The organism is Rhodococcus sp. FH8 (assembly GCF_019266085.1).
GTDB lineage: Bacteria > Actinomycetota > Actinomycetes > Mycobacteriales > Mycobacteriaceae > Rhodococcus_F > Rhodococcus_F qingshengii.
Genome location: NZ_LPNQ01000080.1, coordinates 592,378 through 616,594, shown reverse-complemented (window position 1 = coordinate 616,594; position 24,217 = coordinate 592,378). Strand labels below are relative to the sequence as shown.

Here is a 24,217-nt window from a genome sequence, read left to right as displayed (position 1 = left end):
TCCAACGCCTAATCTCATGGGATGCCCGCCCCCGCCCCTCTCCTCGATGTGTACTCGCAGCCGACTCTGTCGACGCTTGCGCCGTCGGTACTCGCTTCTCTCGGAGTGAGCGGCGAAGCGAACCGTCTCGATCTACAGCCCAGCAAGAAGACCGTAATTCTGCTGGTAGACGGGATGGGCGCGAACTTGCTCGCCCGCAACGCCGAACACGCACCATTCCTGAATTCACTGATCGGAACGCCCATCCGGGCAGGCTTCCCCACGACGACGGCCACCAGCATCGTCTCACTGGGGACCGGTCTGCCTTCGGGAGCGCACGGCATCACCGGCTACCAGTCCTACGTCGAAGAAGCCGATTCGGTGTTCAACTGGCTGGGTTGGCACAGCGCGGGCAAGAAGGAATCTCAGACCGACTCCATCGTCCCGGAAACCCTGCAGCCGCAGGCCACGACGTTCGATCGCGCCGCCGCAGCCGGCATCACCGTTACAACCGTCGTACCGTCGAAGTTCGACGGCAGCGGCCTCACCCGTGCCGGGATGCGCGGTGCCCAGTTCGCCGGAATCCAGGCATACGGAGACCTCCTCGCTCGCACCGTGGCGGCGTCGAAATCTGCCGACCGCACGTTCACGTACTGCTACATCAGCGAGATCGATGCACTCGGCCACGTCTACGGACCCGAGTCCGAGCCGTGGATTTTCCAACTGATGCTGGTCGATCGACTGGTCGAGCAACTCGCCGCGGCTCTCGGTCCGGACGTGAGATTGCTGGTGACGGCAGACCACGGAATGGTCGACGTGTCGGACGAGAACAAGATCGACTTCGACAACACTCCGATTCTGTCCAAAGATGTACTCGCTCTTGCCGGTGAACCTAGATGTCGTCACATCCACACCCGAGAAGGCGCTGCACAAGATGTTGCGGACCGCTGGCGCGCCGAACTGGGTGACCGCATGTGGATCGGGACGAGGTCCGAGGGCATAGTCGCAGGATTGTTCGGGCCTGCAGTGCATTCCGAGTATCACGGCCGGATCGGTGATGTCATCGCCATTGCGTCCGGGGACGTGGCCGTCGTACGTCGATCTGTCGAATCGGGACTGTCCGGACTCCGTGGACAGCACGGCGCCCTCACTCCGGACGAACTGCTGGTACCGCTCTTGTCCTCAGGACAGCAGTAGGGTTCGCGCCCGGCGAATCTCGGGAACACCGACGACCTTGCATGCACCCAACAGGACGACGGCACCGACGGCCGCACCCGCCGACAATGAAATAACAGCAGCAAGCCTGGGCTCGGGAACTCGGTTCTGAACCGCCACCACCAAAGCGAGCGCACAACCACCTGCCAGAATTGCCGCCGCCGAAATCCTTCCGACGGTGGCCTGCACGCGACGGAATCCCAACAGCCCGTATCGCTTTCGAAGAAGGATGTGGCCGAGTACCGCTCCACACACGTAGGAGAACGAGCCGGCGGCACAGACGGCCAGGACCAGCCTTTCGTCACTCGCCGACAGTGACGCAAGAAGGACGAGCGCAGTCTTGGCGACCACCATCACCAGGGCGATCAGCGCGGGAGTTCGGGTGTTGTTGTCGGCGTAGAACACTCGCAGCTGAAGCATGACCATCGCAAAGGGCACCAGCCCGAATGCACTGACCGCAACGGCCGTCCCGATCAACCGGGCACTGCTGCCGTCGACCCGGCCGAAGAAGATCAAGGTGGTCAACGAGGGACCGAACACCATGAGCGCCACAGTGACCGGAATCAGCGCCACCACTGAATACCGGGCTCCCCGGCCGAGATCGGATACGACGCCGACGTCGTCACCCGCAGCAACCGACCTGGCGATCCGCGGCATCAGCACCGTCAACAACGACACACCGAGGATGCCGTACGCCACTTGAAACAGCAGATCCGCGTGCGTGTACATCGAGTAGACGTGACGGGAGAGAGTGACCTTCATCGTCACCCACACACCGATCTGGCCGGCAACGACGTACACAAGTACCCAGCCGAGCAACGGCGCCCCGACGCGCACCGGGCGCCAGGTGTGCGGTACGACGCGCACGCGAAGGCGCCACCGAAACCCGTTGCGGTGCAGCGCTCGAGCAACGACGGCGGTTTGCGCCACGATCCCGAGCAGAGTGCCGATACCGATCACCAGAACCTGCGCGGTGGTCATCGACTCGGGAGTCAGAGCCACCGGCCCCGGGATACACAGGAAGACCGCGACCGTCACCAGAAGGACGACGTTGTTGATCACCGGTGCCCAGGCCGGCGCGCCGAATACCGATCGAACGCTGAGCACAGCCGTCATCATCGCCGTGACGCCGTAGAAGAAGATCTCCGGAAGAAGCAAGTACGCGAAGAGCGTCGTGAGCTCTCGTTGAGCCGGATCATCGATCACGGCCGAGACCAGAGGCGGCGCGCACACCACGGCCACTACCGTCACGAGCGCAAGAGCCAGCGCTCCGACGGTGAGAACGCGCTGCGTCTGCTCTCGTTCGAGCGTCCGCCCACGGCTCCGTTGCCGCGTCAGATACGGAAGCAGGACGCTGGCGAGAATCCCGCCGAGGAGGAGCTGATAGACCATGTTCGGGAAGCTGTTGGCCGCGTTGTACGCATCACTGACGAGGGCGATGCCCAGGACCGCGGCAAGGGCAAGGGTGCGGACGAAGCCGGTGATCCGACTGACCGTGCTGGCGAGCGCCACTTGCCCGCCCATCTTCGCCAAGCTGCCGCCCGTCACACCATTACGTTCGGACTCCCGTTCGGACTCCCCCACGTTCTCGACCATCTCGCCAGAGTGCCACATCGCAGACGTTCGACGATCCGGACGGAAACGGAAGGGCGCCCCGAACCGTGGGTTCGAGGCGCCCTTGCGAAAGGAACAATCAGGCGGATTCTGCTCCAGCCAACGGCGGCATGACGACAACCTGACCGGCGAAGGACAGGCCCGCACCGAAGGCGAGAAGCAATGCCTTGTCGCCCGGCTTGCACTGGCCGTCGCGCAGCATCTGCTCCATGGCGAGCGGGATCGAGGCCGCGGACGTGTTGCCCGTCTCGGCGATGTCGTTGGAGACGGGGAAGCCCTCGGGCAGCTTCATGCTGCGAGCGATGACCTCGTTGATGCGCTGGTTTGCCTGGTGCGGCACAAAAGCGTCGATGTCCTCGATACCCAGCCCCGACTTCTCCAGGGTGCGAGTGGCGACCTTGCCCATCTCGAAGGCAGCCCAGCGGAACACCGCGGTGCCGGCCATCTTGATCCACGGACGAGGTCCGGTCGGGTTCTTGGTGTAGTCGAGCCAGCTGGGCTCCTGAACGATGGCGTCGGACTGGCTGCCGTCCGAACCCCACTCGACCGGGCCGATTCCGACGGTATCGCTCGGGCCGACGACAACTGCGCCTGCGCCGTCACCGAAGATGAAGCGCACGCTGCGATCGGTGGGCTCGGTGGCCTCGCTCATCAACTCGACGCCGACGACGAGTACGTGATCAACCGTGCCGCCGCGAACGAGGTCGCTGGCCACTGCAAGAGCGGTACAGAAACCGGCGCAGCCTGCCGCGACGTCGAATGCAGCCGGACCCTTGATGCCGAGTTCGTGGGCGACGATGGACGCAGCCTGGGGAGTCTGCAGGTCCCACGTCGACGTCGCGATGATCACGGCGCCGATCTGCTCGGGTGCAATGCCGCTGACGTCCAGTGCTTTACGGGCAGCGCTGATCGACATCGCGAGGATGCCTTCACCTTCGCCGGAGAACCGGCGCGACTTGATACCCGATCGCGTCTGGATCCACTCGTCGGTGGAATCGATCAGCTCGCAGATCTCGTCGTTGGTCACGACTCGCTCCGGGCGGTGAACGCCGAGCCCGAGAAGGACGGACTGCCGACCTCCGGCCACACTGGCAATCGGCTTACCCATTGATCGATCTCCTCGTTGGTTTCTGGTGATGACGCGCATTCGACATCACACGTTACGTACAGGACATAAGCCCCTGCCTCTCAGGTCACCGTTCGATCACGGCAACAACATGAGGCGGGCTCACATTACGCTTCGGTCAGGTATGTAGTCCAGATCCACGATCAGGCGCGCAAATGAGCTAGAACTGCCAAAACACGACGATGCCCGCTTTCGGAAGCCGACAGGCCGAGTTTTGCGAAGATATTTCCTATGTGCTTGCTCACAGCAGTGTCGCTGACGACCAGTTTCCTGGCGATTTCCTGATTTCCCAGCCCCTCCGCCATCAGTCCGAGAACCTCGGACTCGCGTGGAGTCAGCGATCTGATCGGATCGTCGGCGCGTCGACGGCTCATCAGTTGGGATACGACCTCGGGATCCATCACCGTTCCACCGTCGACGACCCGGTTCAATGCGTCGACGAACTCGGCTACCTTCCCGACCCGTTCCTTGAGCAGGTACCCGACCCCGCCGGCGCCTCCTGCCAACAATTCACCGGCGTAGCGATCCTCGACGTACGCGGAAAGGACCAGGACGGGAAAGCCCGGGCGAAGCTTGCGCACCTCGATCGCCGCTCGAAGTCCCTCGTTGGTGAAAGTAGGAGGCATCCGGACGTCGAGCACCGCGGCGTCGGGGGTTGTCTCCTCGAACACCGTGAGGAACTGTGCGGCGTCGGAGACGGCAGACACCTCGAAGCCCTCTCCGCGGAGCAGCAGTGCCAGCCCCTCTCGCAGGAGAGCGTCGTCCTCGGCAATCAGAATCCGCACGGTAGTTCCACCCTCATCGTTGTCGGTCCACCCTCCGGGCTCTCCAATACTGCGGTTCCTTCGAAAGCCTCGACCCGGCGTCGAATACCCGCCACGCCGCCGCCCGGGCGTTCGTTCGCGCCGCCGTGACCGTCGTCGATCACGTCGATGAGCATCGTCTCACCCGACGAGTCGTCCGACGTCTCCGTCCGTGCCGTGACGGTGACCCTGCGGGCTCCGCTGTGTTTTGCGACGTTGGTCAAGGCCTCGGCGACGACGAAGTACGCAGCAGCCTCGACGGCAGCCGGGGCACGGCGGAGCTCGTCGATCTCGAGTACGCAGGGCACGGCGGAGCGCCCGGCGAGCGCCGAGATCGCGCCCTCCAGACCCAACTCGTCGAGGATCGGCGGGTAGATGTCGTGCACCAACGTCCGGAGTTCGCTCAACGCCTCGGTGGCCGCATCCTGGGCCCGATGCAGTTGTGGCAGAGCCTGGTCCGGATTGTTCTGCAACGACCGCTCGGCCATCCCCAACATCATCACCACCGCGACCAGACGGTTTTGCGCTCCGTCGTGCAGATCCCGCTCGATGCGCTTGAGTTCGGCCGAATGCGCGTCGAGCGCCGCAGCGCGGCTGGCCGTCAGGGCGGTGACGCGCTTCGAGAGGTCCGAACGCGTATCCGGCGCAAGCAAAGTCGTGGTCGACCAGCTGATCCATTTCGCCATCGCGGGGATCAACCACCACGCGATCAGGAAGTACAGGATGCCGATCAACGGCATTCCGGCAGCGCCCAGCCACGACGTCACGGGGTACGGGTTGTTGACGGGTTCACCGGCGGGCATCTGCTGCCAGTACAGCGGGACGGCAATCGCATTGAGCGCACCGAGTGGCAGAGCAATGGTCAGCATCGCCGCGACGAAAGCACCCAGACCATGAATCGACAACCAGGCCGCGTCGCGCCTCGTCGACTGATCGGTGAGGAACCGGCTCCAGTCCCCGAATGTCGGATTGCTGGGCATCGGTGGGTATCGCTGCAGAACAGGGCGTCCGGTGTACGCAGCGGTGCGTTTGCGAGCCAGGCCGGCCCACCACCGGAGCACTCGCACGTACGACGGCAACAGCAACCAGCCGACGATCAGAATCGAGAGCGACAACAGAATGAGACCGACCATCAGCAAGAACAGGGAAACCACAGCTGCCGCGCCCTCGACGAGCACGTACACCGCAGCCCTGGTTCTCTTCTTCACTGCCCCAGCATGCCGCACCACACCGCACGATCCACTACAGCTGGCTACACCATTGATTCGGGACTCTGCTGGATGTCGACGAATGCCGAATCTCCATAGCGTTCTTCCCATGAAGAATCGACACTCGGTCCTCGCCTCGCCGGCCCCTGGTGCCACGGGAGCTCGAACATCTGCCGTGCGACTAGAAGGGGTCAGCAAGGTCTACGGCAACGGCCGCGGCGCCGTGACCGCCCTCGACAACGTCAGCCTCACTCTGCCGCGCAGCACCTTCACCGCAGTGATGGGCCCGTCCGGATCAGGTAAGAGCACTTTCCTGCACTGCGCCGCGGGCCTCGACCGACCGAGCAGCGGATCGGTGTGGCTGGGCGATACCGAAATTTCACAGCTGAAGCCGAAGGCCCGCAGCATCTTCCGTCGCGATCACATCGGTTTCGTCTTCCAGGCCTACAACCTGCTCGGCGCTCTCGACGTCGAGCAGAACGTCACGCTCCCCCTACTCCTCGCCGGGCGACGAGCCGACAAGCAGTACCTGACCTTCGTCCTCGAATCCGTCGGACTCGGATCGCACCGCAAGCGCAAACCCTCCGAGTTGTCCGGCGGTCAGCAGCAACGCGTCGCCATCGCACGCGCCCTCGTCACCCACCCCGACGCACTCTTTGCCGACGAACCGACCGGCGCCCTCGACTCCCGTAGCGCCAAGCAGGTTCTGGAGTTGTTGCGCCGGACAGCCGCCGAGTTCGACCAGACCATCGTCATGGTCACGCACGACCCGGTGGCCGCGTCGTACGCCGATCGTGTGCTGTTCCTCGCCGACGGGAAACTTGTCGGGCACATCGACCGCCCGACCCCGCAGCAGATCGCCGAGCGCATGACACACCTCGGGGACTGGTGATGATGAAAGCGCACACCTTTGCGCACCTGAAAGCGCATCGCTCCGGTCTCGTCGCCGTGTTCGTCTCCGTATTCTGCGCAGCGCTCCTCACCTGCGGTCTGGGTGTGCTGCTGGAATCGGGAGTGCGAGGCGGTGTCTCACCACATCTCTACGCCGGTGCCGACGCCATCGTGAGTGCGCCACAGGCGCTCGAGGTCAAGGAAGACGCCGATCAGCCCTTTGCCGAGCGAGTTCTCCTCGCCGGCGATACGGTCCGCAAGCTCGACGCACTCGATGTCACCGTGGTTCCCGACATCTCCGTCCCCGTCAGCACCGCCGAGGGCGTCGTACTCGATGCACATCCTTGGAACACAGCACAATTGGCGCCGTACTCGCTCACCGAGGGGCGCGCTCCGCAGAGCCGCGACGAGGTGGTCTCGACCACGGGCGCCGCGCTCGGCGAGCGAATCACGCTGGCTCACGGCGCGGTAACGGACGAGTACACCGTCGTCGGCACAGCTGATTCGGCTTCGGTGCCGTCACCCGACCGTCCGGCACTCGTCTTCCTCGACGACGCAGAGGCCGAACGGTTGTGGCCGCACCAGAACGCTGTCACCGCAGTCGGATTGATCGCTCCCGAAGGCGTGGATGCTGCCGCTCTCGCCCGCGATGCACTCGCCGGAACCGGTGCGGAGGTCTCGACCGGCACTGCACGCGGAGGCATCGAATTCCTCGACGCCGGTGCTGCGCGGACGCAGTTGATCGTGCTCTGCGCGTCGTTTGCCGGTCTCGCGTTGATGGTCAGTATGTTCGTCGTTTCCAGCACGCTGTCGCTCTCGATCAACGCCAGGCGCCGAGAGTTCGCTCTGTTGCGGGCAATCGGGGCCACCACGCGGCAAGTGCACGTCATGATCGGACGTGAAGTGCTGCTCGTTGCTGCTGCGGCGGCAGCTCTCGGCGCGGTGCCCGGATACCTGCTCGCCCGAGTGCTGGGCGCACAGTTCGCCGACGCCGGGGTCATGCCCACCGATTTCGCGCTGGCCTACAGCCCGCTTCCGGCGATCGCAGCTTTCCTGATCTGCGTACTCACTGCCCGCGCGGCAGCGGCGATCGCGGCACGACGACCGGCGAAGCTCGACCCCGTCGAAGCGCTTCGCGAATCCGAAAGCGGCCCGGCGAAACTGAGCCGCGGACGCATCGTCACCGGGCTGATCTTCGGCGCCGCCGGCCTCAGCGCCTGCGTCCTCCCTGCTTTCCTGCCCGGCAGCGTGGCGGCCGCTGGAGCCGGTTCGAGCGCACTGTTGTTGATCTTCTCGGTCGCGCTGCTCGGCCCCTTGTTGGTGCGCGGCATCATCAAGGTGATCGGCGGTCCGCTGCGCCGCAGTGGGTCGGCGTCCAAAGTTCTCGCTGCCGCCAACGCCGAATCCAATTCGAGACGGCTCTCGTCGGCGGTTGTTCCGTTGGCTCTCGCAATCGCGCTCGGCTCGGTGCAGTTCTTCAGCCAGAGCACCGTCGCCGCCGAGGCGACCAACCAGTCGATCAAGGGCGTCACCGCCGACCTGATCGTCGGCGCACCAGCCGGTATCGCTCCCTCGCTCCTCGAGTCGATCGCATCGGTGCCCGGAGTGAGTGCGGCAAACCCGGTGGTCCGCAGTCAAGTCCTCCCGGTACCCAGCGGTGAGGAAGGCGGCTCAGCCGACAGCGCGATCGCGGCCCAGGGCATCGACGCCGCCAGCGCCGACGCGACCCTCGATCTCGCGGTGACCGAGGGCGACCTCAGCGCTCTGACCGGCGATACCGTTGCCGTGAGCGAAGACGGCGCCTTCACCCTCGGAGCCAAGGTAGGCCAGCGCGTCGACCTCTATCTGGGTGACGGAACACTGGTACATCCCATGGTCGTCGCAAAATATGGTCGCGGCCTCGGATTCGGGGACGTGACCATGCCGATCGAGACTTTGCGTCAGCACTCCACCGACGCTCTGATCGACACCGTTCTGGTTGCTGCCGAACCCGGACGGTCGGCCGAAGTCCAGCAGTCGTTGCGCTCGTTCCCCTCGATCGCCGCGATGAACCAGGACCAGTTCGGGGCCGCGGGCGAAGATCAGCGTCGTATGCAGTCGTGGGTCAGCATCCTCGCCGTCCTCGTCCTGCTCGGCTATCTCGCAGTCGCAGTCGTGAACACCCTGGTCGCCGCCACTGCCGAGCGTTCCCGCGAGTTCGCGCTCCTTCAACTGGTGGGCTCGCGGACGAGGCAGGTCCGAGCAATGATGCGCATCGAGTCGTTGATGGTGGTGGGAATCGCCATCGTGGTCGGATCACTGATCGCCCTGCCGCCTCTGATGGGCATTGCCGTAGCGGTGTCCGGGCAGCCGATCCCGGCGATTTCACCGGCGATCTACGGTTCCATCGTCGCGGTGACCGCTGTTCTGGGATTTGTCTCCATCGCGATCCCGACGCGCGCCGCTCTACGCAAGAACCCGATGGACGGAGTGCGTAACCACTGAGTGGCACTACCGTCGTCATCTATGGATGCGGCGGCCTGGGACAAGAAGTACGAAGAAACCGAGCTCGTCTGGGGCGCTCCTCCCAACGAACTGCTGGTGGAATACGCGACGGCCCTCCCCCACGGCCAGGCACTGGACCTGGCGTGCGGCGAGGGCCGTAACGCGTTGTGGCTCGCGACCCGCGGTTGGGAGGTCACCGGGATCGACTACTCGGCCGTCGCGATCGAGAAAGCCCGCACGATCGCGGCCCGCTCGCCCCGATCGGTTCTCGACCGGCTCGACTACCGATGCGGCGACGTCACCGTCGCGGATTACGCCTCGAGGAACGGGCAGGGATACGACTTGGCCCTGCTTCTTTACCTTCATCTGCCCGCACCACAACGCACCCTGGTTGTGAACCGTGCCATAAATTCTCTGAAACCTGACGGAATCCTCATGATTTTGGGTCACGACCGAAGCAACATCGACTACGGCGTCGGCGGGCCGCAAGATCCCGAAATCCTTTACACACCAGAAGAATTGATGCAGGAGTTCCGCGGAAAGCTCGAGTTCGAGATCGCCGGAAATCCCCACAGGCACACCGAAACGGGAATCGCGGTCGACGCGCTTGTCATCGGACGCAAATCCGGTGTTGGCAATGCAAAGAACGGCTAGTAACATGTATTAAGTTACCGACGAGTAATAAACTTCGGGCGGTACTAGGAGTGCTGGACCGCACCACCTCACTGGGAGAAGCAGAAGACATGGGCCATTACAAGAGCAACGTTCGGGACCTGGAGTTCAACCTCTTCGAGGTTCTCGGACTGGAGAAGCCACTGAGCGAAGGCGCTTGGGGCGACCTGGATGCCGACACTGTCCGCAACATGCTGGCAGAGGTCGCACGCCTGGCCGAGGGACCGCTTGGCGAATCTTTCGCCGATGCGGACCGCAACCCCCCTGTCTTCGATCCCGAGACGCACACCGTTGCACTTCCGGAATCCTTCAAGAAGTCGTTCAAGGCTCTGTGGGATGCCGAGTGGTACCGCATGGGATTGAGCGAAGAGGTCGGCGGCGTGCCGGTTCCCCGCTCCGTCGTGTGGGCCATCGGTGAGCTGATCCTGGGCGCACAGCCTGCAGCGCACATGTACCAGGCCGGACCCGCCTTCGCGGACGTGCTGTTCAACAACGGCACCGAAGAGCAGAAGAAGTGGGCCGCCACCATCGTCGAACGAGGATGGGGCGCCACGATGGTCCTCACCGAGCCCGACGCCGGCTCCGACGTCGGTGCCGGACGCACCAAGGCGATCAAGCAGGACGACGGCTCCTGGCACATCGAGGGCGTCAAGCGCTTCATCACCTCGGCCGACTCGGACGACCTGTTCGAGAACATCTTCCACCTCGTTCTCGCTCGCCCCGAAGGCGCCGGACCGGGCACCAAGGGCCTGAGCCTGTTCTTCGTCCCGAAGACGCACTTCAACTTCGAGACCGAAGAGTTCGGCGAGCGTAACGGTGTCTTCGTCACCAACGTCGAGCACAAGATGGGCCTGAAGGTCTCCGCCACGTGTGAGGTCACCTTCGGCGGCCACGGCATCCCCGCACAGGGCTGGCTGGTCGGCGAGGTCCACAACGGCATCGCCCAGATGTTCGACGTCATCGAGCACGCTCGAATGATGGTCGGCACCAAGGCAATCGCCACCCTCTCCACCGGTTACCTCAACGCTCTCGATTACGCCAAGCAGCGCGTGCAGGGCGCAGACCTGACCCAGATGACCAACAAGGCAGCACCGCGCGTGACCATCACGCACCACCCCGACGTGCGTCGTAGCCTGGCAATGCAGAAGGCATACGCCGAAGGCCTGCGCGCGGTGTACCTCTACACCGCAGCTCACCAGGACGAGGTTGTCGCCCAGCTCGTCTCGGGCGCAGACAAGGACACCGCGTTCCGCGTCAACGACCTGCTGCTCCCGATCGTCAAGGGCGTCGGCTCCGAGCGTGCGTACCAGTACCTGACGGACAGCCTGCAGACCCTCGGTGGCTCCGGCTTCCTGCAGGACTACCCGATCGAGCAGTACATCCGCGACTCCAAGATCGACTCGCTGTACGAAGGCACGACGGCCATCCAGGCTCAGGACTTCTTCTTCCGCAAGATCGCTCGTGACCGCGGCGTCGCGCTCGCTCACGTTGCCGGACAGATCAAGACCTTCATCGACAGCGAAGCCGGCAACGGTCGTCTGAAGGCGGAGCGCGCACTGCTCGCCACCGCACTCGAAGACGTCCAGGCCATGGCCGCCACGCTCACCGGCTTCCTCATGGGAGCTCAGGAGCAGCCCACCGAGCTGTACAAGGTCGGCCTCGGCTCCGTCCGCTTCCTGATGTCCGTCGGCGACCTGCTCATCGGCTGGCAGCTGCTCCGCCAGTCCGAGATCGCTCTCGCAGCACTCGACAACGGCGCTTCCGACAAGGACAAGGGCTTCTACGAGGGCAAGGTCGCCATCGCTTCCTTCTTCGCCAAGAACGTCCTGCCCGAGCTCACCGCTTCACGCGAGATCATCGCGAACACCGAGAACGACATCATGGAGATCGACGAAGCAGCATTCTGATTCGTTCCTGATTCATGAAAAGTGCCGGTCCCGAGAACGTTTCGGGGCCGGCATTTTCATGCTCAGCAGTCCATGGAATCCGAGGTCATCTGCGCTCGACGGTCGGGCAACTGATCTGTGCGGACAGTACGGACGTCGTCGGTTGTTCGCCGGGCCGTGCCGCCGTTCCCACCAGGGAAAGCGCCACGCGCCTGCGGTCCGGAGAACTGACGATTTCGATGGAATTGTCGACGCCGCCGCCGAAGGACACGAACTGTCCGCTCTGATCCGAGAACATCATCGTCGCCCCGGACTGACCTGGTTCCGGTTTTTCGTTCACGTAGACCTGCAACTGGAAATCACGTCCCGGATATTCGCCGCCGCCGTCGTACTCGTAAAAGGAACTGGTGTGCACCTCGTAGGCCCACTGGCGGTGACCGGCGGGCAGCGAATCCGCCCAGTTGTGCTCGAAACACGTGACGGATCCGGGCAGCGAGACATTGGCTGCGCCGCTCCACCCACCGGACAGGGTGATGGCTCCGTACGGCGCTGCTTCGGACTCGTGCCGATCGGAAGGCAAGGGCGGAACGGTCACGGGTCCGACATTGCGACCGGTGAACTCGAAAAGCCTCTCGCTCGACACGAACGGGGGCGACTCGCGCTCGCCGGCACAGGAGACAACCGACAGGGTGGCCATGACCAGTAACGCACACATACCGCGTCTACGAACCGGCACCTCGACTCCCCCGTTCCGTTTCCAACAGAATACATACCGTTCGGTCTTCAAGTTGTCGAACGTGTCCGACACATCCCATTCATGGGACCGCTCGCCCGCTACCGATGTGATTGGGTGAGCACGAACGTCCACTGAACCAGCACTCGGTTCTTTCGCAGGCCGAGTAGATCAACAGACAGGTGATCATCGTGGTCGCACCAGAGCACGCACAACCCGATTACGCCCCTGACCTGGCATTGACCGCCACGGACTTGGCGCTCGACGGCCCATGGGGGCCGGTGTTCGGACCCGTCAATCTCGAGATTCGTGCGGGCGGTGTGACCATCCTCGAAGGCTCGGCCGGTTCAGGACGTACGTCCTTACTTCTGACACTCAGCGGACGAATGAAAGCCAGTTCCGGCTCACTGTCCGTCTTCGGTCGAACGCGTCCCCGCGAGATCTTCGAGATCGCCGGGGTCGCCGGGTTCGAGGACATCGACGAGCTTGCCGAATCCGTCACCGTCCGCGATCTGATCACCGAACAAATTCGCTGGGATGCGCCCTGGTACAAGCTCATCGGACGCGCCGGAGACCGCGAACTCGAAGCGGTGTGCGCTCCCGTCTTCGGCGATCATCCGTTACCTGCGCTCGGCCGGTACGTCAGCGATCTCGGGGAACTCGAGGCGATCCTGCTGCGTATCGCCGTCGCGAACACGAAAAAGCCGGCCCTGCTTGTCGTCGACGATCTCGAACAAGTGCGGCGCGACTCCGAACGTGCGTACCTCGTCGAGCGACTCGTCGAGATGGGGAGCTACCAGACCATCATCGCGTCGACCGTCAACCCGCTGCCAGACGGATCACCCATCGATGCCGTCACCCTGCTCCAAGAAGTCACCAATCCCGACCAAGAAGGGGCGAGGTAACCGCGATGCTCGCTGGAATGTCTCTCGGAACCGAACTCAAGCGGTTCTCCCGCGGCGCGATGCCCAGGATCGCACTCGTCACCATCATCTTGATGCCACTGCTGTACGGCGCGATGTACCTGTGGGCGTTCTGGAATCCGTTCGGTGAGGTCAACAAGGTCCCCGTCGCGCTGGTCAACACCGACCGCGGCGCGATGGTGCAGGGTCAGGAGCTCAACGCGGGCGACGAGGTAAGCCAAGCGCTGCTCGATTCCGGTGAGCTCGATCTCCACCTGGTCTCGCAGCAGGAAGCCGCTCAGGGAGTCTCGGACGGCACGTACTACTTCTCTCTCACATTGCCTGAGAATTTCAGCGAGGCCGTCGCCTCCCCGACGACCAAGGACCCCCACAAAGCTCAGTTGCAGTTCACCTTCAACGACGTCAACAACTACCTCGGCACCATCATCGGCCAAAACGCCGCCCAGCAGGTCCTCAGTCAGGTCAGCGACAAGATCGGCGCGCAGTCCGTCGAGACAGTTCTGGTCGGATTGACCGATGCGGGTGCTGGTTTGAAGCAGGCCGCCGACGGAGCGCTCCAGCTCTCGGCCGGAGTGAACACTGCCAACGCCGGAGCCGGCGAATTGGCGTCGGGCTCGAAAACTCTGGCCGACAACATGGTTACCGCACGTGACGGTGCAGCCACTCTTGCCGGCGGTACAGCGCAACTCTCGACCGGTATCAACACCGCCACGGACGGCGTCCTCGCACTGACCGACGGTCTGGGGCAGCTCGATCTCGGAGCTGTCCAACTTGGCGACGGCGCAAGCCAACTCAGTGGTGGCGTCACCCAGGTCGTCGACCAACTGAGTGTCCTCGGGAACACACAAGCAGACGTCGCACAGCTGGTCGGGCAGGCAGTGGCCAGCCTTCGACTGAACCCGGATCCCGTCAGCCAACAGATCGCCAATGCCCTCGCGCCTGCCCAGGACATGCTGCGCACTCAGGGTTTCGGTGAAGCGACCATGGGCCAACTGGGCGAACTCAAGAGCGGTGCACAACAACTCGCCTACCAACTCGACGATCCGTCGAGCACCTTCCGAGCCGGGCTCAGCGCCGCGGCCAACGGCGGTGGTGAACTCCGCAACGGCCTGGTACAGCTGCGTGACGGCGGTCAGCAAGTCAACGACGGCGCTCAAACCCTCAGCAGTGGACTGGTTCAACTCACCGACGGAAGCGTTCAACTCTCCGATGGTGCAGCCAAACTCGCAGACGGCACCGAGCAACTCCGTGCCGGGTCTGCCGAACTCGCGACCAAACTCACCGAGGGCGCCGGTCAGGTCCCCAGTTGGAGCGATCAGCAGCGAACCGCAACCGCTCAAACCCTCTCCAGCCCGGTCGAACTACAGGAGACGTACGAGAACCGGGCAAGCACGTTCGGTACCGGTTTTGCACCGTTCTTCCTGCCCCTCGCGCTGTTCGTGGGCGGCATCATCACCTGGATGCTGCTCAAGCCGCTCCAGAACCGGCCCATCGCAAACGGACTCGGCGCGCTGCGAGTGGTCCTCGCCTCGTACTGGCCGGCATTGCTCATCGGCATCTGCCAGGTGATCGTGATGTACCTGGTCGTGCACTTCGCCGTCGGCCTGCACCCCACACACGCCCTCGGCACCGTCGGATTCCTGATGCTCATCACCGCCACGTACATGGCGTTGATCCAGGCATTCAACGCCATCTTCGGAGTCTCCGTCGGACGCGTCATCACCCTGGCGTTCCTGATGCTGCAACTGGTTTCGGCCGGCGGCATCTATCCCGTCGAAACCACCGCGAAACCGTTCCAGATCATCCACCCGTTCGACCCGATGACCTACGCGGTGAACGGGCTACGACAACTCACCGTCGGCGGTATCGACTCGAGACTGTGGGTCTCGATCGCCGTCCTCGGCGGCCTTCTCGTCGCCTCACTCGGCGCCAGTTCACTTGCTGCACGCCGAAATCGGCAATGGACCATGGACAGGTTGCATCCGCCGATCGAGGTCTAGGTTTAGGTCTCAGGCCAAGGCTCCACGGTCAGTGCAGGCCATTCCCTGCGCCACCGTGCTGCCTTGGCCTCGTAAACCTCTCGCGGCGCCAGCACCGGGTTGGGGCGGACGATCATGTCGAAAAGATCGTCGTATCCATGCGGGGCATACACGTCCAAGGTCCCATCCGATCCCTTGGTGATCCCGAAACAGCAAGTTGTGGAAGCGAAGTGGTCGACAGCGTCGCGGCAACTGGTGAACGGAACGCCGGGAATCCCGAAATGCTGCTCGTACCACAGGTGCACGCGGGCTTCGTTGCGTACTTCGACATCGGCATCCACATCGGCGAACAGTTCTGCCGCCGAACGAATCACACGGTCCTCCGCGTCGTAGCTCAGATCGCCGGCGTCGAAGTAGAACAGGTCGTAGTCCTTGATTCCGGCGCCGAGATCACGGCCGTCGATGTGATTCCAGACGGTTTGGAAGAGCCCACCCGCCGTCAGGTACCACTCCGGCAATCCCAGCTTCGGCGCACGATCCACGATCGTTGCGACCACCGGATTGGCCAGGGCGATCTCGAGAAATCGTTCACGCATGCTCTTCAGCCTCTCATATGACAAGCAAACTTGACATCTAGTGACAAGTATTCTTTACTTTTTGCATGACTGGAAAGGCCGGCGACAACAACGTGCGGGAGCACCGACGCCTCGCCGGCCTCACCCAGGCGCAACTGGCCACGGCAGGTCAGGTGAGCAGACAGAGCATCGTCTCCGTCGAACGCGGTGACTATGCACCGAGTGTCTACCTGGCACTTCGCCTGGCCCTGGCGCTGGGGACCACCGTCGAAGCGCTCTTCCCCTTACCCGAATCGGAACTCACCACAGAAATTCCAGAGGAGACGGCATGAGCACCATGATGAAGGCAATGCGGTTCGTCGGAGATCTGGACGACGACTTCTACAAGGACGAGCGTCAGCGCGACGTCTGGAACGAAGCCTCGGCGGTGGGACTCCAGAGTGTCTTCTGGGCAATATTCGTCAGCTCGGCGATTCTGCCCTGGGTCGCCGGCCGAACAGGGGCGTGGATCTCGCTCGCCCTGCTGATCGTTGCGTTGTTCGGCTCGTTGATCACGATCATCTATGCACTTCGGTGCGACGTCGATGTCTACGTATTGTCCAACTACAACCGCCCCCGGGTCGTGATCGGCATCGCGCTGTACCTCGTCGCCGCAGTCGGCATCATGGCGCGTCTCAAATTCGATTCCTACGAAGAATCGTCTACCTGGGTCGGCGCTCTCGTCGGCGGAATTGTCGGTGGCGGCATCGCAATCGCGGCAGTCAAGCTTCACCAGCAGCGAGCCAAGCGACGCGAAGCGGCCGAAGAACTTCTCTGACTTCCGGAAGTCTGCCCAGCACAACGGAATCCATAGAGTTGGTAAAATCGTGCCAGGTCAACCGATCGCGAGTAACGTCGAAACGGTGAGCACTCGCCTCGGATACCAGATGCCCAACTTCAGCTACGGCGGTCCGGTCAAGGACCTCTTCCCCACCGTCATAGCGCAGGCCCGCGAAGCCGAAGCCGCAGGCTTCGACACTGCATTCGTGATGGATCACTTCTACCAACTCCCCGGAATCGGAGCGCCGGACGCCCCGATGCTCGAGGCCTACTCGGCGCTCTCCGCGCTGGCGACGGCCACCGAGACCATCCAGTTGTCTGCACTGGTCACGGGAAACACCTACCGCAATCCGCCCATGCTCGCCAAGACCGTCACCACCCTCGACGTGGTGAGCGGCGGTCGGGCCATCCTGGGCATCGGCGCCGGTTGGTTCGAACTCGAACACAATTCGTTCGGATACGAGTTCGGAACATTCACCGAGCGCTTCCAGAAACTCGACGAAGCACTGCAGATCATCGCGCCGATGCTCCGCGGTGATCGCCCCACCTTCGACGGCAAGTGGTACCACGTCAAGGACGCCATCAACGAGCCTCGCGTCCGCGACGACCTGCCGATCCTGCTCGGCGGTGGCGGTGAGAAAAAGACGTTCGGCCTCGCCGCTCGCTTCGCGGATCACCTCAACATCATCTGCGACCCGTCGGAACTGCCGCGCAAGATGGAAGCACTTGCGGCACGCTGCGACGAAGCCGGTCGCGATCCCGCAACCCTCGAGACCAGCTTCCTCACGTTCATGATGATCGACGAGGACGGCGACAAGGCTCGCGCCCATCAGCGAACGTTTCTCGCGGAGCGTGGCCTCGACATCACCACGGCGCCGGAAGACGTGGTCGCCAAGGCCACCGAACGCCATTTCGTCGGCAGCCCGGACGACGTCGCCGAGCAGGTTCAGACGCGCATCCTCGACCACGGCATCGACGGCGTCGTGATCAACCTGATCACCAACGGCGAAGAGCCAGGCATCGTCGACCTCGCGGGCCGCACCCTCGGCCCACTCGTCGGCAAGTAGTTCCCTACTCGCACTTCACGATCGGCACCGGGTCGTACTTGACGGTTCGGGTGTTCGAGGAAATCTCGGCGCCACTCGCGTGGTCGGTGATCACGCGAGTGTCGCTGACCGTGAACCCGGGCGCACCGCTCGAAGCCACACAGCCAGGCCCCTCCGGCAAGGTCACGGTGTTCGGCGACGTCGGCGACGTCCGCGGGCCGGTCGTCGACGTGACATCGACAGTTTTGGTTCCCCAGATCCGAACGGTGATGTTCGACGACGTCGCAATCGTCTCGATCATCACGCCGGTCTTCGCCGGATTACGGAACTGCAGGTCGATCGCACCATCGAAGATGGTCGCCTCACGAGCCTCGGGGTACCGCGAGATGTAGTAACTGTGCTCGGTGTGCGCGACGTCCTCCATACCTGCGAAATACGTCGCGTTGTAGAGCGTCGTCGCGAGCTGGCTGATACCGCCGCCGACAGCCTTGTCCGGGCGACCGTTGTTGATGATCCCCGACTCGATGTATCCCTGCGCCGCACCGCGCGGGCCCGTGTACTCGTTGAGCGAGAACGTGTCACCGGGCTTGATCACGGCCCCGTCGATCTCCGACGCGGCCAGGCCGATGTTCACACCAGACGCGTATTCGAAACCACCGGTAGTGAATTCGCCGATCACCTCGTTGATGCCGAGGGCCTCCGCGGCTTCGGTGGTCAACGCCGGCGGGACCGGTCCGTACACGGCGGGCGTTGCCCGAGAAGCCGTGCTGCCCAACAGAACCGGAAGTTCCTTGACCGTGTCCGGCCAGTTGATCAGATCACCGACGACACCGGGCACAACCGACGGTTTGCCACCGGCGAAGGTGAACGACGCGTCCTTGGGTTGTACTTCCGTCGACGCCAACTGCGGAGTCAGAATCTTGATCGCAGCATCCGTGTTGTACTGCGGAGTCAGCCCACCCGAGCCGTCGGGCGTGAAGGTCAGAACCTCGCCGATCTGATCGACGCCGAGTGTCGCGACCTTGCCGTCACGGCCGTTGACCACGACGTCACCCGAGACAGCTGGAATAGCGATCTCCTGCAGCGCACGATCGACACCGGCCTGAGTGACCGTCACCGGAACCTCGTCGACCGGAAGATCGACGACGCCACCATCGGACCATTCAGCGGCGAAGGTCGAACCCGCCTGCTGCGTTTCGAGCGCCTGACCGGCAGCGGGCGAAACACCAGTCGCCTTCCCGTTCTCGAACACGACTGCACCTTCGACGGGCGCACGATCGCTGTTCGCCGCGAGCTGCGCCATCGACGCATCCAACGCACCCTGGTCGATTGCCGACACCACGGGCACCTCGCGGGAGCCGAAGAACGACGTGATGCGGGTGATCGGGTTGATGGGCTGAGCGTTCACGCCCGACAGCGTCGCCGACCAGTCGACGTCCACACCCGCAGACGCGGGAACGATCTCGGAGTCGACGCCGCCTGCATGTACCGCTACCGGTTCGACGAGCCTCGGGCCGAGTTGGGCGCGCAGCGTGGCCTCCGCGTCGGCGGGCGTGAGATCACCGATGTCCACCCCGGCGACCTGAGTGCCGCGTGGTGTCTTCCCGGACGAGGTGAAGATGTCCACTCCGTAGGCAATCGCTGCGACGGCAAAGATGGCGCCGACTGCTATCGCCGGTTTGACCCACTTGCGGGAAGACTGCGAAGCGGGCGCCACCGGTTGTTGCGGCGCCGGGGGTGCAACTACCTCTGGTTCTCGGACAACAGGCTCGTACTGCTGCTGGATGGGTTCGAGTTGCTGGGTGTCGTACTGCTGCACGAACTCGGGACGCGGCGGCTTCGGGGGAACCACCACTGCCGGGGGCTCGAACTGCTCTGTCTGCTCGTCGATGGCTTCTGTCGCCGGAGCCGAGTCGACCACTTCCGTCGGCGGTGCGTCCTCCGCTGGGACGACAGGGATGACGGTGGTGACCTCGTTTGCCGATTCGTCGACTGTCGCTTCCGTGGAATCGCTTGCTTCTTCGTCGACAGGCCTTGGTGCTTCGGCTGGTTCAGGTTCTACTGATTCAGCCTCGACAACGGCCTCGGTGTCCTCAGTGGCCTTGGGTTCCTCGACCGACTGGGTTTCCTCGACCGACTCGGTCTCTTCGACCGCCTGAGGTTCCTCGACCGACTCGAGTTCCTGTTCCGGGAGGGACGAGTCCTCGCTGTTCGTCTTCTCGACGGACGGACCCTCTTCGTCACTCACCTGTTGGCTCCTCGCTGCATCAACCGTCGCTGCGGCGCTCACCGACAACTCAATACAGGATATCCGGACATACGAGAGCCCCGCGCTGCTGCCAGGTCGGGGGTCAGGCAGCAACACGGGGCTGTCATGAATATCGGTAGCTATTCTGCAGCGTTACACGCCTGCGCGAAAAAGTTTGCAAAGAGTTCGGGGATCCGGCCACCCCTCGTGGCCGGATCCCCGATTACGCATCCCCTCGCGACGATCACTGCAGGTGAGCGCAGTTTTCAGTCGCATGGGGAGATTGTGGAGCGGTTACCGCTCGATGATCGCCGTGACACCCTGGCCACCGGCCGCACAGATCGAGATCAGGCCGCGGCCCGAACCCTTCTCCGCGAGCATCTTTGCGAGGGAAGCCACAATACGTCCGCCGGTCGCCGCGAACGGGTGACCTGCAGCCAAGGACGATCCGTTGACATTGAGCTTGCTTCGGTCGATCGATCCCAATGCGCCGTCGAGGCCGAGGCGTTCCTTGCAGTACTCGTCGGACTCGAAGGCCTGCAGGGTTGCCAGAACCACCGAAGCGAAGGCTTCGTGGATCTCGTAGTAATCGAAGTCCTGCAAGGTCAGACCGTTGCGGGCCAGCAAACGCGGGATCGCGTACGTGGGAGCCATGAGCAACCCGTCTTTGCCGTGGACGTAGTCGACGGCAGCGGTTTCGGAATCGACGAGGTGCGCCAGAACCGGAAGATTGCGCTCGGCTGCCCACTCGTCGGTGGAGAGGAGCACTGCAGAAGCACCGTCGGTGAGCGGCGTCGAGTTGCCTGCCGTCATCGTCGCGTCGCCGAGCTTGGTACCGAAGACGGGCTTGAGCGTCGACAGCTTCTCGACGGTCGAACCGGGACGGAGGTTGTCGTCGCGGGTCAGGCCGAGGAACGGGGTGACGAGGTCGTCGAAGAAACCGCGGTCGTAGGCAGCTGCCATGTTCTTGTGGCTGGCAGCGGCAAGTTCGTCCTGGTCCTCGCGCTTGATGCCGAATTCCTTGGCAGTGATCGCAGCGTGGTCACCCATCGACTTGCCGGTGCGAGGCTCGCCGTTGCGCGGAATTTCCAGGCCGAGCATGCCCGCACGGACGTTGCCGAGCAGCTTGATGCGGTCGCCCGTGGACTTCGCGCGATTGAGGGAGAGCAGGAACTCGCGCGCCTGATCGTTGACGCCGATCGGGGCGTCGGACGTGGTGTCCGTGCCGCCGCCGATGCCCGAATCGATGCGGCCGGCCGAAATGGCGTCGCCGACGGCGATGATCGACTGCAGTCCCGTGCCACACGCCTGCTGAAGGTCGTACGCCGACGTGTACGGGCTCAGCGCGCTGCCGAGAACGGACTCGCGAATGAGATTGAAATCACGGCTGTGCTTGAGCACCGCACCGCCGACGACCATGCCGAGCTTCTCGCCCTGCAGATTGAATCGGCTCACCAGACCGTCGAGCGTCGCAGTGAACATGTCCTGGTTGGACGCCTGTGCGTACGCCTTGTCCGAGCGTGCGAACGGAATGCGATTTCCGCCGACGATCGCAACCGGACGGCGCTGACCTGCAGAATTTGCAGCGGCTGCGGCCGGTGCAGTGCGCGGTGCGGCGGGCTTTGCATTTGAACGGGCTTTGCTTGTCACTTGCGTCTCCAAGGATGGTGCGATTACCTGTTGAAGACTATTCTTACTCAGTAGTAAGTTACTTGTCTATCGCCGCATTCTTTCGATTGCCCGGTGAGAGACAACCCGAAACACAACAGAAGGTAGGACCGTGGCAGCCAGCAAGGGAGCTCCCGACCTCTATTCACAGTTCCTCTCGTCCGCCCCCGGCGCATTCATCGCGTCGAAGGCCGGCCTGCCCAGGCCCGAGAACCTGCGTCGATACAAAGCAGGAGAACCCGCACTCGCCGGACCTGTCCTCATCGGCGGCAAGGGTCGACTCGCAGAACCACTTCGCGTACTGCTCTCCGACTACCCGGCGGCTCAGGCACACGACAGCAGCTTCGGTGGACTCGTGTTCGACGCCACCGGAATCACTCAGGTCAGCGAGCTCGAGCAGCTGTTCGAGTTCTTCCAGCCCGTGATCCGCAACCTCGCACCGTCGGCTCGCGTCGTCGTTCTCGGCACGACGCCGGAAGAAACGTCGAGCGTCGACGAGCATGTCGCGCAGCGCGCTCTGGAAGGCTTCACCCGCAGCGTCGGCAAGGAGATCAAGCGCGGCTCCACCGCTCAGCTGGTCTACGTCTCCCCCAAGGCATCCACCGGACTCTCCGGCGTGGAATCGACTCTGCGCTTTCTCCTTTCGGCAAAGTCCGCCTTCGTCGACGGCCAGGTCATCGTCGTCGGCGCTGAAGATTCCGTCGCGCCCGCAAGCTGGGACAAGCCGCTCGAAGGCAAGGTTGCCGTCGTCACCGGCGCAGCCCGCGGTATCGGCGCCACCATCGCCGAGGTCCTGGCCCGCGACGGCGCGCACGTCGTCTGCGCTGACATCCCGGCCGCCGGCGAAGCGCTGTCCGAGACCGCGAACAAGGTCGGCGGCACGTCCCTCGCCCTCGACGTCACGGCAGCCGACGCAGCCGAGGTCCTCGCAGCTCACCTCCTCGAGCGTCACGGTGGAGCGGACATCATCGTCCACAACGCCGGCATCACCCGCGACAAGACCCTCGCCAACATGGACGAGGGCCGCTGGAACATGGTCATGAACGTCAATCTTCTTGCACCGCAGAAGATCACCGAGCACCTCGTCGAGAAGGGCGCCCTCAAGGAAGGCGGCCGCGTCGTCGACGTCTCCTCCATCGCCGGCATCGCGGGCAACCGCGGCCAGACCAACTACGGCACCTCCAAGGCCGGCGTCATCGGCCTCGTACACGCCGAAGCTCCCGTCCTGGCGAAGAAGAACATCACCATCAACGCCGTCGCACCGGGCTTCATCGAGACCGCCATGACCGCAGCCATCCCCTTCGCCACCCGCGAAGCCGGCCGCCGCATGAGCTCGCTCCTGCAGGGCGGCGAGACCGTCGACGTCGCCGAGACCGTCGCATACTTCGCCAGCCCGGCCTCCAATGCCGTTACGGGACAGGTCGTTCGCGTCTGCGGCCAGAGCCTCCTGGGCGCATGATGGCAACAAAGACCGTCGCGCTCACCGAGCAGCCGAAGACCCTCGACATCTACTCCCGCGCGGTACTGGGATTGTTGCCGTGGAACAAGTCCAACTCGCGCTCGGTGCCACAGCAGACCTTCACCCTCACCGGACTGAAGGTCGACACCGACAATCTGGCGGCGTACTGCCGCGTGACCGGACTGCGGTTCGGCGACACTCTGCCGATCACGTACCCCTTCACCTTGGCCTTCCCGACCGTGATGAAGCTGATGGTGTCGAAGGACTTCCCCTTCGCCGCCGTCGGCTCCGTTCACGCCGAGAACGTCATCGAATCACTGCGGCCCATCTCCGTCAGCGAACCGCTGGACCTCTCGGTGCATGCCGAGAACCTGCGTGAGCACCGCAAGGGCCTGCTGATCGACGTGATCACCGAAATTCGGGTGGGACGGGAACTGGTCTGGCGACAGACCTCGAGCTTCCTGAACCAGCAGAAGACCTCCCTGTCCGGCCAGCCCGGTCCGGAGCCCAAGGCCGACGAGGTCCCGCCGATGCCGATGAGCACCATCCGCGTCGACCAGACCACGATCAGCAAGTACGCCGCTGTCTCCGGCGACCGCAATCCGATTCACGTCTCGTCTCTGGGCGCGAAGGCTTTCGGTTTCCCGAAGACCATTGCTCACGGAATGTGGAGTGCCGCGGCAGTTCTGCGGACCGTCGAGGGGTCCGTCGCGGACAAGGTCACCTACAGCGTGCGTTTCGGCAAGCCGATTCTGCTACCGGCGACGCTGAATGCCTACGCTGATCGCACCGACGACGGCTGGGATCTGTCACTGCGTCACCCGAAGAAGGGTTACCCGCACGTCACTGCGACGCTGCGCTGACCTAGGACTGAACTGGGTTGGGCTGG

20 protein-coding genes are annotated in these 24,217 nt (G+C 63.7%); 12 read left to right on the top strand and 8 right to left on the bottom strand.

The annotated features are described in order from the left end of the window. The first annotated feature begins 21 nt into the window (after nt 1-21). On the top strand, nt 22-1,176 hold the full coding sequence (locus tag ATN38_RS29480) for an alkaline phosphatase family protein (protein WP_042452555.1): 1,155 nt from the start codon (nt 22-24) through the stop codon (nt 1,174-1,176). On the opposite strand, the gene murJ is transcribed toward ATN38_RS29480, so the two are convergent. The 4 genes from murJ to ATN38_RS29460 form a co-directional block, all read right to left on the bottom strand. Next, complete coding sequence (gene murJ, locus ATN38_RS29475; protein ID WP_230793139.1) at nt 1,162-2,790, bottom strand: murein biosynthesis integral membrane protein MurJ; 1,629 nt, start codon at nt 2,788-2,790, stop codon at nt 1,162-1,164. The genes ATN38_RS29480 and murJ overlap by 15 nt on opposite strands. A gap of 97 nt (nt 2,791-2,887) precedes the next feature. Further along, nucleotides 2,888-3,916, bottom strand: coding sequence for a beta-ketoacyl-ACP synthase III (locus ATN38_RS29470; protein WP_003945837.1), 1,029 nt, complete (start codon nt 3,914-3,916; stop codon nt 2,888-2,890). Between the two features lie 161 nt (nt 3,917-4,077). Next, on the bottom strand, nt 4,078-4,719 hold the full coding sequence (locus tag ATN38_RS29465) for a response regulator transcription factor (protein ID WP_042452561.1): 642 nt from the start codon (nt 4,717-4,719) through the stop codon (nt 4,078-4,080). Continuing rightward, complete coding sequence (locus ATN38_RS29460) at nt 4,707-5,945, bottom strand: sensor histidine kinase (protein ID WP_179090776.1); 1,239 nt, start codon at nt 5,943-5,945, stop codon at nt 4,707-4,709. The genes ATN38_RS29465 and ATN38_RS29460 overlap by 13 nt, the downstream gene beginning before the upstream one ends. A gap of 109 nt (nt 5,946-6,054) precedes the next feature. On the opposite strand from ATN38_RS29460, the gene ATN38_RS29455 reads away from it, so the two are divergent. From ATN38_RS29455 to ATN38_RS29440, 4 genes are all read left to right on the top strand, one after another. After that, nucleotides 6,055-6,837 (top strand): ABC transporter ATP-binding protein, encoded by a 783-nt coding sequence (locus tag ATN38_RS29455; protein WP_042452563.1) that lies wholly within the window; start codon nt 6,055-6,057, stop codon nt 6,835-6,837. Next, on the top strand, nt 6,837-9,320 hold the full coding sequence (locus tag ATN38_RS29450) for an FtsX-like permease family protein (protein ID WP_218749217.1): 2,484 nt from the start codon (nt 6,837-6,839) through the stop codon (nt 9,318-9,320). Before ATN38_RS29455 ends, ATN38_RS29450 begins: the two co-directional genes overlap by 1 nt. Nucleotides 9,321-9,341: 21 nt before the next feature. Continuing rightward, a complete protein-coding gene (locus ATN38_RS29445; RefSeq protein WP_007734580.1) occupies nt 9,342-9,974 on the top strand; it encodes a bifunctional 2-polyprenyl-6-hydroxyphenol methylase/3-demethylubiquinol 3-O-methyltransferase UbiG in 633 nt (210 codons plus the stop codon). A gap of 89 nt (nt 9,975-10,063) precedes the next feature. Continuing rightward, nucleotides 10,064-11,899, top strand: a complete 1,836-nt coding sequence (locus ATN38_RS29440; protein WP_007734578.1) for an acyl-CoA dehydrogenase — start codon at nt 10,064-10,066, stop codon at nt 11,897-11,899. A gap of 85 nt (nt 11,900-11,984) precedes the next feature. Here the strand turns inward: ATN38_RS29440 and ATN38_RS29435 are convergent, their stop codons facing one another. Then, the gene (locus tag ATN38_RS29435; RefSeq protein ID WP_230793140.1) at nt 11,985-12,614 is read right to left on the bottom strand and encodes a hypothetical protein; all 630 of its coding nucleotides are present in this window, start codon (nt 12,612-12,614) and stop codon (nt 11,985-11,987) included. Nucleotides 12,615-12,793: 179 nt separating this feature from the next. Here ATN38_RS29435 and ATN38_RS29430 point away from each other — a divergent pair, with 179 nt between their 5' ends. Both ATN38_RS29430 and ATN38_RS29425 read left to right on the top strand, forming a co-directional pair. Next, nucleotides 12,794-13,516, top strand: a complete 723-nt coding sequence (locus ATN38_RS29430; RefSeq protein ID WP_007734574.1) for an ATP-binding cassette domain-containing protein — start codon at nt 12,794-12,796, stop codon at nt 13,514-13,516. Nucleotides 13,517-13,521: 5 nt separating this feature from the next. After that, entirely contained in the window at nt 13,522-15,534 is a 2,013-nt protein-coding gene (locus ATN38_RS29425; RefSeq protein ID WP_007734572.1) for a YhgE/Pip domain-containing protein, read from the top strand. 2 nt (nt 15,535-15,536) lie between these two features. On the opposite strand, the gene ATN38_RS29420 is transcribed toward ATN38_RS29425, so the two are convergent. Then, nucleotides 15,537-16,109 (bottom strand): nucleotidyltransferase family protein, encoded by a 573-nt coding sequence (locus ATN38_RS29420; RefSeq protein WP_042452576.1) that lies wholly within the window; start codon nt 16,107-16,109, stop codon nt 15,537-15,539. Nucleotides 16,110-16,174: 65 nt separating this feature from the next. Here ATN38_RS29420 and ATN38_RS29415 point away from each other — a divergent pair, with 65 nt between their 5' ends. The 3 genes from ATN38_RS29415 (at nt 16,175) to ATN38_RS29405 (ending at nt 17,974) form a co-directional block, all read left to right on the top strand. Continuing rightward, entirely contained in the window at nt 16,175-16,420 is a 246-nt protein-coding gene (locus ATN38_RS29415) for a helix-turn-helix transcriptional regulator (protein WP_007734566.1), read from the top strand. Further along, nucleotides 16,417-16,905 carry a hypothetical protein gene (locus ATN38_RS29410; protein ID WP_007734564.1) on the top strand — a complete coding sequence of 163 codons (489 nt, stop codon included), beginning with the start codon at nt 16,417-16,419 and terminating at the stop codon, nt 16,903-16,905. Before ATN38_RS29415 ends, ATN38_RS29410 begins: the two co-directional genes overlap by 4 nt. Nucleotides 16,906-16,990: 85 nt before the next feature. After that, nucleotides 16,991-17,974 (top strand): LLM class F420-dependent oxidoreductase, encoded by a 984-nt coding sequence (locus ATN38_RS29405; RefSeq protein WP_007734562.1) that lies wholly within the window; start codon nt 16,991-16,993, stop codon nt 17,972-17,974. Nucleotides 17,975-17,978: 4 nt separating this feature from the next. Here the strand turns inward: ATN38_RS29405 and ATN38_RS29400 are convergent, their stop codons facing one another. Beyond that, nucleotides 17,979-20,201, bottom strand: a complete 2,223-nt coding sequence (locus ATN38_RS29400; RefSeq protein WP_161120889.1) for a VanW family protein — start codon at nt 20,199-20,201, stop codon at nt 17,979-17,981. Between the two features lie 294 nt (nt 20,202-20,495). Next, nucleotides 20,496-21,851, bottom strand: a complete 1,356-nt coding sequence (locus ATN38_RS29395) for an acetyl-CoA C-acetyltransferase (protein WP_003945465.1) — start codon at nt 21,849-21,851, stop codon at nt 20,496-20,498. Nucleotides 21,852-21,981: 130 nt separating this feature from the next. Here ATN38_RS29395 and ATN38_RS29390 point away from each other — a divergent pair, with 130 nt between their 5' ends. Both ATN38_RS29390 and ATN38_RS29385 read left to right on the top strand, forming a co-directional pair. Beyond that, nucleotides 21,982-23,328 carry a 3-oxoacyl-ACP reductase gene (locus ATN38_RS29390; protein ID WP_003945596.1) on the top strand — a complete coding sequence of 449 codons (1,347 nt, stop codon included), beginning with the start codon at nt 21,982-21,984 and terminating at the stop codon, nt 23,326-23,328. Next, entirely contained in the window at nt 23,328-24,191 is an 864-nt protein-coding gene (locus ATN38_RS29385; protein ID WP_007734551.1) for a MaoC/PaaZ C-terminal domain-containing protein, read from the top strand. Before ATN38_RS29390 ends, ATN38_RS29385 begins: the two co-directional genes overlap by 1 nt. Nucleotides 24,192-24,217: the final 26 nt, after the last annotated feature.

Coding starts and splice junctions, on each gene's coding strand:
- ATN38_RS29470 (WP_003945837.1), bottom strand. CDS start 3,916: ATGGGTAAGCCGATTGCCAGTGTGGCCGGAGGTCGGCAGTCCGTCCTT.
- ATN38_RS29480 (WP_042452555.1), top strand. CDS start 22: ATGCCCGCCCCCGCCCCTCTCCTCGATGTGTACTCGCAGCCGACTCTG.
- ATN38_RS29415 (WP_007734566.1), top strand. CDS start 16,175: ATGACTGGAAAGGCCGGCGACAACAACGTGCGGGAGCACCGACGCCTC.
- ATN38_RS29445 (WP_007734580.1), top strand. CDS start 9,342: ATGGATGCGGCGGCCTGGGACAAGAAGTACGAAGAAACCGAGCTCGTC.
- ATN38_RS29440 (WP_007734578.1), top strand. CDS start 10,064: ATGGGCCATTACAAGAGCAACGTTCGGGACCTGGAGTTCAACCTCTTC.
- ATN38_RS29420 (WP_042452576.1), bottom strand. CDS start 16,109: ATGCGTGAACGATTTCTCGAGATCGCCCTGGCCAATCCGGTGGTCGCA.
- ATN38_RS29425 (WP_007734572.1), top strand. CDS start 13,522: ATGCTCGCTGGAATGTCTCTCGGAACCGAACTCAAGCGGTTCTCCCGC.
- murJ (WP_230793139.1), bottom strand. CDS start 2,790: ATGGTCGAGAACGTGGGGGAGTCCGAACGGGAGTCCGAACGTAATGGT.
- ATN38_RS29455 (WP_042452563.1), top strand. CDS start 6,055: ATGAAGAATCGACACTCGGTCCTCGCCTCGCCGGCCCCTGGTGCCACG.
- ATN38_RS29385 (WP_007734551.1), top strand. CDS start 23,328: ATGGCAACAAAGACCGTCGCGCTCACCGAGCAGCCGAAGACCCTCGAC.
- ATN38_RS29410 (WP_007734564.1), top strand. CDS start 16,417: ATGAGCACCATGATGAAGGCAATGCGGTTCGTCGGAGATCTGGACGAC.
- ATN38_RS29450 (WP_218749217.1), top strand. CDS start 6,837: ATGATGAAAGCGCACACCTTTGCGCACCTGAAAGCGCATCGCTCCGGT.